The 16,617-nt window shown below is 34.5% G+C and carries 11 protein-coding genes; 8 read left to right on the forward strand and 3 right to left on the reverse strand.

Annotated elements, in window-relative coordinates:
• Positions 1-53: 53 nt before the first annotated feature.
• The 8 genes from LG45_RS03215 to LG45_RS03250 all read left to right on the forward strand — a co-directional run bounded on the left by LG45_RS03215 (position 54) and on the right by LG45_RS03250 (position 13,579).
• The gene (locus LG45_RS03215; protein ID WP_035124360.1) at positions 54-3,062 is read left to right on the forward strand and encodes a SusC/RagA family TonB-linked outer membrane protein; all 3,009 of its coding nucleotides are present in this window, start codon (positions 54-56) and stop codon (positions 3,060-3,062) included.
• 8 nt (positions 3,063-3,070) lie between these two features.
• A complete protein-coding gene (locus LG45_RS03220; protein ID WP_240471805.1) occupies positions 3,071-4,552 on the forward strand; it encodes a RagB/SusD family nutrient uptake outer membrane protein in 1,482 nt (493 codons plus the stop codon).
• A gap of 55 nt (positions 4,553-4,607) precedes the next feature.
• On the forward strand, positions 4,608-5,423 hold the full coding sequence (locus tag LG45_RS03225) for a LamG domain-containing protein (protein ID WP_035124363.1): 816 nt from the start codon (positions 4,608-4,610) through the stop codon (positions 5,421-5,423).
• A 50-nt stretch (positions 5,424-5,473) separates the two neighbouring features.
• On the forward strand, positions 5,474-6,829 hold the full coding sequence (locus LG45_RS03230) for a glucoamylase family protein (RefSeq protein WP_035124364.1): 1,356 nt from the start codon (positions 5,474-5,476) through the stop codon (positions 6,827-6,829).
• A gap of 10 nt (positions 6,830-6,839) precedes the next feature.
• Entirely contained in the window at positions 6,840-7,535 is a 696-nt protein-coding gene (locus LG45_RS03235; protein ID WP_035124365.1) for a carboxylesterase family protein, read from the forward strand.
• Positions 7,536-7,582: 47 nt separating this feature from the next.
• Positions 7,583-9,883 (forward strand): beta-glucosidase BglX, encoded by a 2,301-nt coding sequence (gene bglX / locus LG45_RS03240; protein ID WP_035124366.1) that lies wholly within the window; start codon positions 7,583-7,585, stop codon positions 9,881-9,883.
• Between the two features lie 278 nt (positions 9,884-10,161).
• Positions 10,162-11,913 (forward strand): discoidin domain-containing protein, encoded by a 1,752-nt coding sequence (locus tag LG45_RS03245; RefSeq protein ID WP_035124367.1) that lies wholly within the window; start codon positions 10,162-10,164, stop codon positions 11,911-11,913.
• Positions 11,914-12,142: 229 nt separating this feature from the next.
• Positions 12,143-13,579: an MFS transporter gene (locus tag LG45_RS03250; protein ID WP_035124370.1), complete on the forward strand. Its 1,437-nt coding sequence runs from the start codon at positions 12,143-12,145 to the stop codon at positions 13,577-13,579.
• A gap of 406 nt (positions 13,580-13,985) precedes the next feature.
• Here the strand turns inward: LG45_RS03250 and creD are convergent, their stop codons facing one another.
• From creD to LG45_RS03265, 3 genes are all read right to left on the reverse strand, one after another.
• Positions 13,986-15,275, reverse strand: coding sequence for a cell envelope integrity protein CreD (creD, locus tag LG45_RS03255; RefSeq protein WP_035124371.1), 1,290 nt, complete (start codon positions 15,273-15,275; stop codon positions 13,986-13,988).
• A 64-nt stretch (positions 15,276-15,339) separates the two neighbouring features.
• Positions 15,340-15,795: a hypothetical protein gene (locus LG45_RS03260; protein WP_035124372.1), complete on the reverse strand. Its 456-nt coding sequence runs from the start codon at positions 15,793-15,795 to the stop codon at positions 15,340-15,342.
• An 11-nt stretch (positions 15,796-15,806) separates the two neighbouring features.
• Positions 15,807-16,574, reverse strand: coding sequence for an oxygenase MpaB family protein (locus LG45_RS03265; protein WP_035124373.1), 768 nt, complete (start codon positions 16,572-16,574; stop codon positions 15,807-15,809).
• Positions 16,575-16,617 lie beyond the last annotated feature (43 nt).

Consider the following 16,617-nt stretch of genomic DNA (forward strand, 5'->3'; position numbering starts at 1 on the left):
ATCACGTTATAGTTTGTACTTTAGTTGTCAAATTAACTTAAACAATTTAACAAATGAAAAAAATTATTCTTTTTTTACTATCGATTGTTTTTCCAATTATGTCTCATGCACAAGATATTACTGGAAAAGTGATTGATGACAAAGGTATTCCGCTCATTGGAGTGAATATTCGAGCATTAAAAACTAATACAGCAGTTAGTTCTGATCTTGATGGGAACTATACAATCAAAGCCACAACAGGAGACCAACTAGAGTTTACAATGATTGGTATGGCAACTCAAGTAGTCAAAGTTAATGGAAATACTATAAATGTGACTATGAAGGGCGATTCAACAGTGTTGTCAGATGTTGTTGTGATTGGTTATGGAACTGCTAAAAAACGTGATTTAACAGGTTCTATAGTTAAAGTTTCAGGTAAAGAAATTGCAGACAAACCCAATTCAAATCCTATTAATTCATTACAAGGAAAAGTTGCAGGATTATCTGTTGTAAATTCAGGAACTCCAGGTGCTGAACCAGATATTAGAATTAGAGGAACAGCTAGTTTATTTCAAACAAAACCATTATATGTAGTTGATGGTATTTTTAATGATAATATTAGCTATATAAACCCTGCTGATATTGAGTCTATTGAAGTTTTAAAGGATCCATCTTCTTTAGCTGTTTTTGGAGCTCGTGGAGCAAATGGAGTTTTAATTGTAACTACAAAAAAAGGAAAGATAGGTAGAACAACTGTAAATTATAATACATCATTAGGAGTTAAGAACATTACAAATAAACCAGAGATGACTAATGCATCTCAGTTTAAATCATTATATGATCAACAAAGAGCAAATCAAGGTGTTGGCGCGTATCCATATTATAATTTATTTACTGCTGATACCGATTGGATTGATGAAATAACAAACAGTAGTGCAACAATTTATTTTCATAATTTATCAATTTCTAATGCAACCGAAAAAAATAAATTTTATTTAGGTTTTGGCTATGTTAATGAAGAAGGAGTTATTAAAAATGAATTATATAAAAAATTTACTTTTAATGTTAATGATGAGTTAACAATTAATGATCGATTTAAAGTAGGAGTTGGTATTAATGGTTCTGATGAGCGTTTGCCTAGATTAGGAAACTATATTTCAGCAATAAATGCTACACCAATTGTAGCTCCATTTAATACGGAGTTAGGTGTTTATAATCAATTGCCAATTGATATTGGAGGTGCACAAGTAGGAAATCCGCTTTTAGAAGTTGAAGGTAAAAAAGGCACACAATTAAATAGAAATACACGTTTTGTTGGAAACGCTTTTGCGGAGTTTACAATTGTTGATAAATTGAAATTAAGAGGTGCTTATTTAGCAGACTTGGGGTATTCTAATGGAAGAGGTTACTTGCCAGTATTTAATGTTTATGTTGCAGAAGTTGATGACACCAATTTATATGGAGGAAACGCACTTACTTCTGTTAGTCAGTTTAAAAATAATAATCAAAAATTGCAACAAGAATTATTATTAACTTACGAAAAATCTTTTGGGAAGCATAATTTTTCTGGTCTTTTGGGATATACTCGCTATGAAGAAATGTTTAGCGGTATGAGTGGAACAGTTAAGCAGTATTCACCAAGTATTAATGATGCGGGTATTGATGAAAATGCAATTCCTAACGATCCAAGATGGTGGTACTTAAATGTTTATCCATATGGTGATCCAACTACAAGAATTGCAAACTCGGATCAGTATGAGGAATCAACTGTTTCTTATTTAGGTCGTGTTTTGTATAATTATGATGGCAAATACATGTTAAATGGTTCTTTTAGAAGAGATGGTTCTTCTGGAATTAGAAAATGGCAAAATTTTTGGGCTCTTGGTGCAGCTTGGGAGGTTACAAAAGAATCTTTTATGGAGAACCAAAAAACTTTTGACTTCTTAAAAATTAAAGCATCTTTCGGACAATTAGGAAACCGATTTGCATCTGTCAGATATCCAACTTATCCAACATATACAACAGGTTCAAGTGCTGTTTTTGGCGAAGAATTGGTACCAGCCTATGTATTAGCTTACAGAAATAATCCAAATTTAAAATGGGAAACTGTAACTTCTAAAGAGTTTGGGTTTGAAATGGCAACACTAAATAATAGATTAACTTTAGAAGCTAATTATTATGATAAAACTACAACTGATTTATTAACTTATGTTCTTTTTAACAGTGATAGATTTTACACAAATGCAGGTGAAATTTCAAATAAAGGTTTTGAATTGGCTGCATCTTGGAAAGATAATATTACTAAAGACTGGAATTATTCAATTTCTGGAAATTTAACAACAATTAAAAATAAAGTTAATTCTGTATTCACAGATGGATTTGAAATTTTTGATGGACCAACTCGTTTAAGTGCTGGTAGTCCAATTGGTTCTTTTTATGGTTATGAAGTTGAAGGTGTTTATCAATCGTATGCCGATATTTTAAATTCTCCTATAAGCACACTTGGAAGTTATGATGTTGGTGATTTAAAGTTTAAAGATATCAATGGCGATGGAATTATCGATGCTGATGATAGAAAAGAAATAGGAAATCCTACTCCAGATATTACTTATGGATTTTCTGCCAATGTAAATTATAAGAACTTCAGTTTATCAGCAGACTTTCAAGGAGTTTATGGAAATGAAATATGGAGAGATTGGGGAAATGGAGCAACTTTTGCACAATTTAATTACAGAGCTGATAGACTAAATGCTTGGAATGGACCAGGAACTTCAAACTGGGAACCGAGATTAAACGATGCTTCTGGATATAATACAAATAATCGTTCAACATACATGATTGAAGATGGAAGTTATTTAAGACTTAGAAATATTCAATTAGGATATAATTTTGATCCTACTTTCTTAAGTAAAGTAAAAGTAGATTCTTTAAGATTATATTTAAGTGCTCAAAACATTGTAACATGGTCGAACAATTCTGGATTTACTCCTGAAGCTGGTGGTTCACCTACAAAATTTGGAGTTGATACTGGTGGTTATCCTTTACCAGCAATAACTTCATTAGGTATAAATGTAACATTCTAAAAAAAACGATGATGAAAATAAAAACAATTGTAAAACTATCATTAATTACTACTATAACAGCATTAATGATAACTTCTTGTAATGACGAAGACTTTTTAGACAGATTACCAGAAGGTGTTGCCACAGAGGGTGATCTTCCTGCTGGTGCCTTAGAAGAAAAAGCTTTCGGTTTATACGGAAAAATGAGAACAGAAGCAGGTATAACCGATTGGACACGCTATTGGTTTCAAAGTATCCGTTCAGACGATGCCGCAAAAGGAAGCTCAGTGACAGATGCTGCAGCATTTGGAACAATATTCGATGGTTTTCAATATTCTGCTGCAGAAGGATTTGCTGCTTCAAATTGGAATGGGCATTACAGTTTAATTTATGCTTGCAATGATTTAATTGTTTTGGTAGATGAGTCTGGTACAACAGATGCAGGAAGTTTAACTAATAAAGCTGAAGCAATGGCCATCAGAGCATTTTGCTATTTTGAGTTGAGAAGAGATTATGGAGAAGTGCCAATCGTTATTAATAAAGTAGTTAATCCTGCAGATGCAGTTAAACCAAAATCAACAATTGCCGAAGTAGATGCTCAAATTGTAAGTGATTTAACTTTTGCAAAAGAAAATTTACCAATGACTTGGCCTTCATATCCTGGTAGAGCAACTAAAGGTTTTGCACAAACTTTATTGGGAAAATTATATTTATATCAACAAAATTGGACACAAGCATTGACAGAATTTAATGATGTAATGGGTTATGGATATGCTCTTAATAATTCTTATTCTGATATATTTTTACAATCAGGTGATAATTCTACAGAATCTGTTTTTGAAGTGCAGTTTCTCAGATTGGCTGGAGTAAATTATTCTAATAATTATTGGGAATCTCAAGGTGTACGTGGTACAAGTACTTGGGATTTAGGTTGGGGTTTTAATGTGCCTACTCCTAATTTAATTAGTGCTTACGAAGCAGGCGATCCAAGGTTAGCAGCGACCGTTTTATTCTCAGGTCAAAATGATGGATATGGAAATATACTTCCAACAAGTCCGCCTTTAGACCAACCTTATTGGAATAAAAAAGCTTACACGTTACCATCAGAAAGAGCTTTCTTTGGAGAAAATAAAAACCACTGGTCTAATATAAAACTTATTAGATACGCAGATGTTTTGTTAATGGCGGCAGAAGCAGCCAATGAAAGTGGACAAAGTTCACTCGCTGTAAGTTATATTAATCAAGTTAGAGCAAGAGCAAGAGGAACTAATACATCAGTTTTGCCAGATATTACTTCAACAGATCAAGCAATTGTAAGAGCTGCAATTAAACAAGAGAGAAGAATAGAACTTGCTATGGAAGGTGAACGTTTCTATGATTTAGTTCGTTGGGGTGATGCAAATGCTATATTAGGTGGATTGGGATACCAACCAAAAAATGAATTTTATCCAATTCCGCAAACGGCTATTGACCAATCTGGAGGAGTTTTAGTACAAAATCCAAATTATTAATAAATTTTAGGCATAGTAATTTATCAATTGCTATGCCTTACTAAATAAAATAATTATGAAAAATTTAAAATTTTCTTTAGCAAAAGTGAGCTTAGTAATTATGACTTCACTTTCAATTATTGGCTGTCAAAATATGGATCGTCCTGGAGTAGGAGATTATCCAATTGATGAAAATCCTCCTGGAGGACCATTAAAATTTTATGTTCCTTTTGATGGTGAAACTGATAATCCATTGATGAATGCAGTGGATCAGATTAAAGCTAAATTTCCTTCTGAAAACCCATTAACGCAAATTGAAGGAATAAGTGGTAAAGCAGTTCAAGGTGGTGAACCAAAAAAATTTATTGCTTATCCTAAACCAAATGATTTTACAACAACAACTGATAGTTTTACAATATCACTTTGGACAAAACATGGTGCTCCAACACAAACCGAATTTGTATTTAGTCTTACCAGTAATAATTGGGCGAAAGCAAGCATGTTTATGTTAGTTGAAGGAAGCGTAAGTACACCAATTATAAAATTATTTGTAGATGAAGAACCAGGTGACAAATGGTTTGAATGGGTTGGAGCAAATAGTGTTCCAGGTATTTTTGACGATCAATGGCATCATATCGTTTTTAAATATGATTCAACTACTTCAGGAATGACAATTTACAAAGACGGTATTGCTTTTTCTACTCAAGTTTGGGCAAATCATGGTGCTATTCAATTTAATGATTCTAATATTACAGGTCTTAGAATTGGTGGATCAGGAAATCCAAATGAAGGTTGGATGAATTCATGGACTGGAGCTATTGATCAATTCAGAATGTATAATATTGCTTTGTCAGATGCAGAAATTCAAGAGCTTTACACTACTAACAAATAATTTTTTTACACCTGTCGAGGTAATTATCTCGACAGGTTAAATTTATAAATATGGCCTATTTAAAATATTCATTTTTTTTTATTCTAGTTGTTTTTTTGAATTGCAGTAATGATAATCAAGCACCAGAAGATTTAAACCAAGTAGTAACAGACGAACAACTTCTAAACCAAGCCCAAAAAGACGCCCTAAAATACTTTTGGGAATACGCCGAACCCAACTCTAAATTAGCTCGCGAACGCTATCATACTGATAATCCAAGTTTCGAAGCTAATATTGTTACAACTGGTGGTTCTGGATTTGGATTAATGACCATAATTGTGGGTATCGAAAGAGGTTTTGTTCCTAGAGCAGAAGCTGTTTCCAGACTTACAACGGCATTAAACTTTTTAGAAACTGCCGATAGATTTCACGGTGCATGGCCACATTGGATGGACGGAACTAACGGTAATGTAATTCCGTTTGGAACGATGGACAACGGTGGCGATTTAGTAGAAACCGCATTTTTATGTCAAGGTTTATTAACTTTAAGAGAATACTTTAAAAATGGTTCTACAGCAGAACAAGCATTAGCACAAAAAGCAGACAATCTATGGAAAGGTGTCGAATGGGATTGGTACACAAAAGGCGAAAACGCATTGTATTGGCACTGGTCTCCAAATTATGCTTGGCAAATGAATTTCAAACTAGAAGGTTACAATGAATGTTTGATTACGTACACTTTAGCAGCAGCTTCACCAACACATCCAATTACTGCCGCAGCTTATCATCAAGCATGGGCGAGAAGTGGCGCAATTGTAAATGGAGGTTCGCAATACGGAATTCCAGTAGTTCTTAATTATAACGGTGCAACTGGAAATGTTGGTCCAATGTTTTGGTCGCATTATTCGTATTTAGGCTTAGATCCAAGAGGTTTGTCAGATCAATATGCCAATTATTGGACGCTTACGCAAAATCATTCCAAAATAATGAATAAATATTGTATTGCAAATCCGAACAATTGGACAGGTTATTCCGAAAAATGTTGGGGTTTAACTGCAAGTTACACCAGAAATAATGATGGTTCTACAGGTTATACTGCCCATCAACCCAACAATGATACTGGAGTAATTTCACCAACAGCAGCATTGTCTTCTTTTCCATACACGCCAGCAGAATCAATGAAATTCCTTCGTTATTTATATGAAGAGAAAAAAGCGCAATATGTTGGAGTAGCCGGACCTTACGATGCGTTTTCTCCAACTCACAATTGGGTTACACCAAGATATTTAGCCATCGATCAAGGAACAATTGTTCCAATGATTGAAAATCATAGAACTGGTTTGTTATGGAATTTATTCATGCAGGCACCAGAAGTTAAAGTTGGTTTACAAAACTTAGGCTTTTCATCAGCACAACACGGATTTTAGTTCCATTTATATGAAAAAGACAATTGCATTTTTAATCGTATTTAGTTTTCAATTAAATTGCTTCTCACAAGAAATTAGACAAAATTTCTCCAAAGAAGTAAAAACGAAATTGGAAATAAATTACATTCTAGATTTACCATCCAACCAAAAAGAAAAATATCCATTATTAGTTTTTCTTCATGGCTCAGGCGAACGCGGAACCGATTTAGAAATTGTCAAAAATCATAGTCCTTTTACTTATAAAAATTTAATTAAAGAACCTGTAGGAATTCTAGCTCCACAATGTCCAGAAAATGTTTGGTGGGATACAAACGCAGTTTATCATCTAATTTTAGAAATCGCATCAAAATACAATATTGATAAATCCCGAATTTACTTAACCGGATTAAGCATGGGCGGATGGGGAACTTGGAAATTAGCCGAAGAACATCCCGATCTTTTTGCTGCAATTGCAACTGTTTGTGCTCCAGCAGATCGATTAATGAAAATTCAAGCCGACAAACTTAAAAATATTCCAATTAAAATATATCATGGTGCATTGGATGATATCGTTACTCCAGATCAATCAATAGAAATGTACCTTGAATTGAAGAAAATTAACCCAAATACAGATCTAATAATTTTTTCTAAAGACAATCATAACAGTTGGGATTCAACTTATTCCAATCCTGAATTTTACAAATGGTTATTAGAACAACACAAATAATATCTGATAGTTATCAGAAAAAATAAATCTACATCACAAGCATTATAATGAAAAACAAACTAATTTTATTCCTAGCCGTTTTTAGTTTAACCATAGGTTACACTCAGAAAAAGACACCCAAAAAAGCACCAATTGCTCCAAAAGATGTTTTTATTAAAGACTTAATGTCTAAAATGACTCTTGAGGAAAAATTAGGACAATTAAACCTACCAACATCTGGCGATATTACAACTGGTCAAGCCAAAAGTGCCAATATCGCTAAAAAGATAGGAGAAGGAAAAGTAGGCGGATTGTTCAACATAAAATCAGTTGCAAAAATCAGAGATGTTCAAAAAGTAGCTATGGAAAAAGGAAGACTAAAAATTCCTTTAATTTTTGGTATGGACGTAATTCACGGTTATGAAACGACTTTTCCAATTCCGTTAGGATTATCATCTTCTTGGGATATGCCAATGATTGAAAAAACCGCAAGAGTAGCTGCAATCGAAGCAACTGCCGACGGGATAAACTGGACATTTTCACCAATGGTAGATATTTGTAAAGATCCTCGTTGGGGTAGAATCGCCGAAGGTGGTGGCGAAGATGCCTACTTAGGAAGTCAAATTTCTAAAGCAATGGTAAACGGTTACCAAAACGGAAATCTAAAAAATACCACATCTATGATGGCATGTGTAAAACATTTTGCACTTTATGGCGCATCAGAAGCTGGTAGAGATTATAACACGGTAGATATGAGTAAAATTAGAATGTACAACGAATATCTACCTCCATACAAAGCTGCTGTCGATGCAGGAGTTGGTTCAGTAATGGCTTCTTTTAACGAAATTGATGGTGTTCCTGCAACTGGAAATAAATGGCTTTTAACCGATTTACTTCGCACCGATTGGGGTTTTAAAGGATTTGTTGTAACCGATTATACCGGAATTTTAGAAATGATTGATCATGGTGTTGGCGACATGCAAACCTCTTCTGCAATGGCTTTAAATGCTGGTGTAGACATGGATATGGTTACCGATGGAATATTGTCAACTACCGAAAAATCACTTAAAGAAGGTAAAGTTTCAATGGAAACAATCGACAAAGCAGTTTATAGAATGCTTGAGGCTAAGTATGATTTAGGCCTATTCGAGAATCCCTATAAAAACTGTGATGAAAATCGTGCAAAAACCGAAATTTTCACCACAGAAAATAGAACTTTCGCTCGTAAAGTTGCTGCCGAATCAATGGTGCTACTAAAAAATGACAATCAAATTTTACCCTTGAAAAAATCGGGAACTATTGCCGTTATTGGTCCATTAGCTCACACAAGTGAAAATATGGGCGGAACTTGGAGCGTTGCAACTAAACAAGATAAATCGAAATCATTCTTAGACGGCTTAAAAGTTGTGGCAGGAGATAAAGCCAAAATAGTCTATGCCAAAGGAAGTAATTTAGATTACGACGCCGAGTTTGAAGCACGCGGAACCATGTTTGGTAAAGAAATAAAACGCGACTTACGTTCTAAAGAGGAAATGATTAAAGAAGCATTAGAAACTAGTAAAAATGCCGATGTAATTCTAGCCGTTTTAGGTGAAGGTGCAGAAATGAGTGGCGAATCTAGTAGCAGAACCAACTTAGAAATTCCGCAATCTCAAAAAGATTTATTAGCTGAATTATTAAAAACTGGCAAACCCGTAGTTTTAGTATTATTTACAGGAAGACCATTAGTTTTAGTCGATGAAAACGCAACCATTCCGGCCATATTAAACGTATGGTTTCCAGGTAGCGAAGCTGGTTTAGCCATTTCCGATGTGCTTTTTGGCGACGTCGTTCCATCTGGAAAATTAACCGCAACTTGGCCTAGAAGTGTGGGTCAAATTCCAATTTACTACAGCCACAAAAATACAGGAAGACCTTTGGGGAATGAAGAAGGAAAGTTCGAAAAATTCAAATCCAATTACATTGATGAAAGAATCGAACCCTTATATCCGTTCGGTTACGGCTTGAGCTACACAAAATTCGATTATTCTAAAGTAAAAATATCGTCCAATAAAATGGCTAAAAACGATAAAATCACTGTTTCTGTTGATATAAAAAACACAGGAAATTACGACGGAAAAGAAGTGGTGCAACTCTACACAAGAGACTTAGTTGGCTCAGTAACGCGACCAGTTAAAGAACTAAAAGGATTCCAAAAAGTAGAAATTAAAAAAGGCGAAACCAAAACAGTTTCCTTCACAATCACCGAAGAAGACTTAAAATTTTACAATCAAAATCTAGAATTTATAGCAGAACCAGGAACATTCGAGGTGTTCATCGGCGCCAATTCCGATACCAAGAATAAAGAAGCATTTGAGTTAGTTAAATAATTTGTTTCATGCACTTCGAGGGAAACCCTTTAGTATTTGCTAAAGGGTTTTTTATAAAAAGTAACATTTATTAGAAGCTATTTCCTGCTATACATTCCAAGCTTTTCACATTTTTCATGTTTTTGTAAGGCCAAAAAGGAGCTTCCGTTGGTCGCTCTTTTTAGCCAACAAAAATCAAGAAAAATTGTAAAAAGGCTTTCCATTGCTATCAGGGCTAAACCATTGAATATAAAAGACGTTATATTTTAAACGAAAACTTTTCAAAAACATCAAAAACTATGAATAAAATCCTACTCATAATTTTCACACTTGCATCAATAGAAAGTTATTCCCAACAAAAAACATTCTGCAATCCCATTAATGTAGATTATGGTTATTGCCCAATTCCCAATATGGTTACACAAGGAAAACACCGCGCAACTGCCGATCCTGTAATTATAAATTTCAAAGGGAAATACTTTCTTTTCTCAACTAATCAATGGGGTTATTGGTGGAGTGATAACATGCTCAATTGGAACTTCGTTTCTAGAAAATTCCTAAAACCAGATGCAAAAGTTTATGACGAATTGTGCGCACCAGCCGCTTTTGTAATGAAAGACGAAATGTATCTAATCGGTTCAACACACGGACCAAATTTTGCACTATACAAAACCAAAGACGGAACCAAAGACGATTGGGAAGTTGCTGTAGAAAATTTCAAAGTTGGCGCTTGGGATCCAGGATTTCTATATGATGAGGAAAAAGACAAACTATTTTTATATTGGGGTTCAAGCAACGAATTTCCGCTTCTCGGAACCGAAATCAATACCAAAACACTACAATCAGACGGATTTGTAAAACCAATGATTACACTAAAACCCGAAGATCACGGTTGGGAACGATTCGGCGAATACAACGACAACGCTTTTCTACAACCTTTTATGGAAGGCGCATGGGTTACCAAATACAACAATAAATACTATTTGCAATATGGCGCGCCAGCAACCGAATTCTCTGGTTATGCCGATGGCGTTTATGTGAGTAAAGAACCGTTAGATGGTTTTGAATATCAATCACACAATCCGTTTTCATATAAACCCGGCGGTTTTGCCCGTGGTTCTGGTCATGGCGCAACGTATCAAGATAATTTCGGAAATTGGTGGCACGTTTCAACCGTAATTCTAGGACAAAAAAATAACTTTGAACGCAGAATCGGAATTTGGCCTGCAGGTTTCGACAAAGACGATGTAATGTATTGCAACACAGCCTACGGCGATTATCCATCGTTTTTACCACAAAAAAATGCCGACCACATCAAAGGATTATTCTCGGGTTGGATGATTTTAAATTATAACAAACCAGTTCAAGTTTCCTCAACGCTCGGCGGATTTCAATCCAATCTTGCTGTTGATGAAGATATGAAAACCTATTGGAGCGCCAAAACGGGTGAAAAAGGCGAGTGGTTTCAAACCGATTTAGGTGAAGTTTCTACAATAAACGCTATCCAAATAAATTATGCCGATCAAGATGCTGAATTCATGGGAAAAACTTTAGATAAATTCCATCAGTATAAAATTTTGGCTTCCAATGATGGTAAAAAATGGACGACTTTAATTGATAAAAGCAATAATAAAACCGATGTTCCACATGATTATATCGAACTAGAAACGCCTGCAAAAGCAAGGTTTTTGAAACTTGAAAACATCAAAATCCCATCAGGAAAATTTGCTTTAAGCGGTTTTAGAGTTTTTGGAAAAGGACAAGGAAAAGCACCAGAAATGGTTCAGAATTTTATGGTTTTGCGCGCCGATGCTAAGAAATTTGGCGAACGAAGAAGCTCGTGGATTCGTTGGCAACAAAATACTGAAGCCGATGGTTATGTAATCTATTTCGGGAAATCTCCAGACAAATTGTACGGAAGTATTATGGTCTATGGTCAAAACGATTATTTCTTTTCTGGAATGGATAGAACAGATGCTTATTATTTTCAAATAGAAGCGTTCAACGGCAACGGCATTAGCAAACGCACAGAAGTGATAAAAGTCGACTAAATCACCGATTTGTAAACGTTGAATTTTTATTGAAAAATCATAGAAATCATTTTAAGAAAACGTTTTCGTTAATAACTATTTCAAGAATTGGTTTAGTTATTTTTATATAAATGTATATTTATGAAATATTTCAACTAATATTTATCATAATAGTAAATATAAGTGCTAAATAATGAGAACTTTACAATAATAATTTACTAAAATTAACCAAAAACTAAACAAACAAATTATGAGTTCAGAACAAATTAAAACGAATTGGGCGCAATTTATTCCGCTAGCAACTGTATTCTTCTTTTGGGGATTTGTTGCCGCAAGTAATGATATTTTAATTCCAGTTTTTAAAGAAGCTTTTACTTTAACTCAAGTAGAAAGTCAATTGGTTTCGTTAGCATTCTACATTGCTTACACCGTTGGATCATTACTTTATTTATTGATTTCGTATTTAACCAAAGGCGATTTAATTAACAGAATTGGATACAAAAATTCGCTTGCATTAGGATTAGGAATTTCTGCGCTTGGAACTTTATTGTTTTATCCTGCAGCAAATACTGGTTCGTTTCCTTTAATGTTGTCTGGATTGTTTATAGTAGCACTCGGATTTTCATTACAACAAACCGTTGCCAATCCATTAGCGATTGCACTTGGACCAATAAATACTGGTTCACAGCGTTTAACAATGGCTGGCGGTATCAATAATCTTGGAACTACAATTGGACCACTAATTGTGAGTTTTGCCATTTTTGGTTCGGCTACGTCTTCAAATACAGATATGAGTATTGAAAGTGTGAAAATTCCTTACTTGATTTTAGGTGCGGCATTTTTATTGGTTGCTATTTTGCTTAAATTTTCTTCGTTACCAGATAAACCAGCAGCAATTGTTGAGTCGGAAGCTGAAGCAAGTTCTTCTAGAAGTTCGGCTTTAAAATACCCACAATTGGTTTTAGGAATGATTGCCATCTTTGTTTACGTAGGTGTTGAGGTTTCTACAGCAAGTAATTTACCAGCTTATATGGAGAAAAATTTAGGTTTTCTAACCAAAGATATCGCACCATATATTTCGTTATATTGGGCGAGTTTAATGATTGGTCGTTGGACTGGAGCAGTTGAAGCTTTCACCGACAATATGAGCACTCAAAAAATATTACGCTTCATTGCACCTTATTTAGCATTTGGAGTTTTCTTAGCGGTAAATGCGATTGCAAAACACGATTTAACACCATTCTACGTATATGCTTTAGTAATTTTGGTTTTAATTGCAGCTGATATCGCTAGTAAAGGAAATCCTGCAAGAATGTTATTAATCTTCTCTGGATTAGGAATTGCAGCTTTACTTGTTGGAATGGCAACAGACGGAATGGTAAGTGTGTATGCATTTACAAGTGTTGGATTATTCTGTAGTACGCTTTGGCCATGTATTTTTACATTAGCCGTTAGTGGATTAGGAAAACACACCAGTCAAGGTAGTAGCTTCTTGATTATGATGATTATGGGTGGCGGATTTATAAGCTTATTGCAAGGTTATGTTGCCGATATGGCTACCATTCAATCAAGTTATATTGTTGGTGTTTTATGTTTTGCTTATCTAGCGTTCTACGCATGGAAAGTAAGCGGAATTTTAAAAGCACAAGGAATTAACTTCGATAAAAAAGTTAGTGGCGGACATTAAGAAATAGTGTTCAGTGTTCAGTGTTCAGTTTATAGTGATTACTTTATATATAAAAACTCCGATTGAAATTTAGGTTTCTTTCGGAGTTTTATTTTTGTGCAAATGGTTGGCTAACTAGCCCTGATTGCAGAGTAAATCCCGATTTTTATCGGGATTGCAACGGAAAGCAGGAATAAGGAAACCAAGAATTCCCGAGCCATTCGCTCCTGATTATTTAAATAGTTACTTAAAAACGTGAAATTTGGGGTTGTAGACGTGAAATTTGGCGTTTGCTATGTCAAATTATACGTTTGTGATGCCAAATTATACGTCTAGTTACGTCAATTTTGGCGTTGGTTAGGTCTTGTTTGGCGTTAATTACCCCAAATTTGACGTTACCAACACCATCGTTGACGTTTTTTATGATTTATTTACTCCATTCAATTTTTCTAGAGAAGTACATTACGGCGGCAAGAATGCAGAATAAACCGATGCTTCCTACTAAAAGTGCGTAATCTTCGAGCTGAATTATCACGTAAATAAAGGTGTAAAGTACTGATAAAGAAACACCTATAAAGAGTGGAAATTTTCTGTCTTTGAGTATGGAAATGGAATATAAGGCGATTAAAACTACAACTGAAGTTCCTGCAATGGCGTAGGCGAGGCTGAAACTACTGTGTTCTGTGATGGAAATGAGTAGTGTGTAAAACATGATTAAGGCGATTCCAATCATGCTGTATTGAAAAATATGGATGCTGATTTTACTGATGGATTGGATGAGGAAAAAGATTAAAAACGTGAGTCCGATTACTAGAAATCCGTATTTGGAGGCGCGTTCGTTTTGCTGATATTCGTCGACTGGTGTGATAAAATCTACGGCAAAAGCATACTTATTGAGCTTGGGCAAAGTTTCAAAATTTTCCTGCGCAAATGGTCGGTTGAAGTGAAGGATTTTCCAGTTGGCGTTGAATCCTGTGTTGGAGATTTTTTTATCGTTAGGAATAAAACTTCCATTAAAACTTGGGGAATTCCAGTTGGATGTCATCTTGGCGTCGGTGGTTTTACCAATAGGAACGATACTAATGCTCTTGCTTCCGTTGTAGGTAATGTTCATGTTGAAGTTGGCGTTTTTAATGGAATTGTAATCGATGAAACCGGTTTCTAGTAACTCGATAGAATCGTTGGATTGGTTGCCGTGATTGGGTTCGAAGGTGTAGTTGGTGTTGCCAATTTTGATTTTTACTTCGTCGTTGATGCTTTTTAGATTGGTGGTTCTAATAACAATTGTGGCTTTGTCCCAAAAGACATTTTCGGTTGGAATGCTTTTTTTAGCGAAATTGGGTTCGGTATAATTTCCAGAAAATTCCATTTTAGTAGTAAACACATTCGATTTGTAAATGCTTCTTTGCAAAGGCGATTTCATTTCGGTGTTGGTTACATTCGATAATTTTTCGGGAAAGAAATAGGCGTTTTGGACTTGACTCGTGATTGGATCTTTGTACGGAATTTTTAAAATTGGACCATAAAAATAAACGCTTTCACCCCATTTTGAAATGGTTTCTGCGATAACTTCTTTTTGGCGAATGCTTCTTTCTGCAATTAAATCCTGAATTAAGGTAAGCGGAATTAGTAGGATTAACGTAAGTAAACCTACCATAATCATTTTGGCAGTTGTTGATTGAAAGAAACCTTTAGTTTCTGATTCTAGATTTTCCATGTTGTTGCTGATTAAAAATTATTTATATTGATTTTTGAAATTGAAATTGATTTTTGAGATTGTATCATTTAATATTAAAAGTGGTTTGAATTGTTTTTATAGGAATCACTAGCATCTTTTGAAAGTCTAAATCATGAATGCGATGTGCCGATTTTCCTCGATTGAAGTTTTTTATAAATTGCTTAATTTGAGTAGGATAGAAGATGGTTCCAATAGTGATTACCATAAATAAATAGGCACTTTTTTTACCGTTTCCGAGTAAGAAAAACTGCATTGCAATTTCTTCTGGAACAGAAACTGATGTGTTGGTTAGCACATGAATTACATCGTGATCTTCTAGTTTGGGTTGCATTTGGAAGTTATATTTTAGTAAAAAACATCCTAGGTGAAATCCTAAACTGTCTTGATTGTATTGAATTAATTCTGATGGCGTGATGTTCCATGGAGTTCCTTTTTTGAAGAACTTTTGATAGGGTTTCTTCGTGATTTCGTACATTTTTTCGATTAATAAATCTCTCATACTAATATTGTTTATAGATTTTCAAATTTTCCTATGTTGGCAATTTCTTGCTTGTGTTTACCGGGAAGTAGGATTGATTTTAGGAGGTTATCGAGCTTTAGAGCTTTAGAAAATTTATACAGATTAATAACTAAAATTGTGGGAAAGTACGAAGTTGTAAAAAGCTTGTTATACACAATCTTCGGAACTAAAATCTGTTGAATTTGTATTAAAATGAAATACCGAAAACTGCCTAAATGTTTTTTGTATTGTTCGAAAAGATGGATAGTGAATTTTCCTTTTTCCAAATCGTTTTTTAGATGGATGTTTCGGTCTATTATCCATTCGTTGTAGTTTATTGGTAAATTTTTTAAGTTCATTCGTAGCCCTAATTTCATGAACACATCGAAAATTTCTTCTTTTTCTTTGATTTCTAATTTTCTTTCCAATATTTCAAAAGAGCGAATAGAATAGTCAATTAGCATGTAAAGGACATCTCGGTATGCCCAATCGGGTATTGATTGTTCGCGACTTTTTTCTACGCCTTGATGGATTTGTGTGATTTTATCAATCGTTGCCAAAGCCATTTGCTCTTCTTGAAAAATAATTTTTTGGGCATATTCCACAGTAGAAAATAATCGTTCCAATGGGTTCGTCGGAATCTTTCCAGTATAATACAACCAATCGACTGCTTTGTTTAAAGCAAATTCGGCAGCCGAACCAGCAAAAATTAGTAGAACAGTATCGGTTCTTTTCCAAATGTCTCTTACAATTGAATTTTCGTCAACAAAGTAATTCATGATTTCATTTTTAATAATTTATAAAGTACTTTGAAATTCAAAG

Source organism: Flavobacterium aquatile LMG 4008 = ATCC 11947, from assembly GCF_000757385.1.
In the GTDB taxonomy this organism is placed as follows: domain Bacteria; phylum Bacteroidota; class Bacteroidia; order Flavobacteriales; family Flavobacteriaceae; genus Flavobacterium; species Flavobacterium aquatile.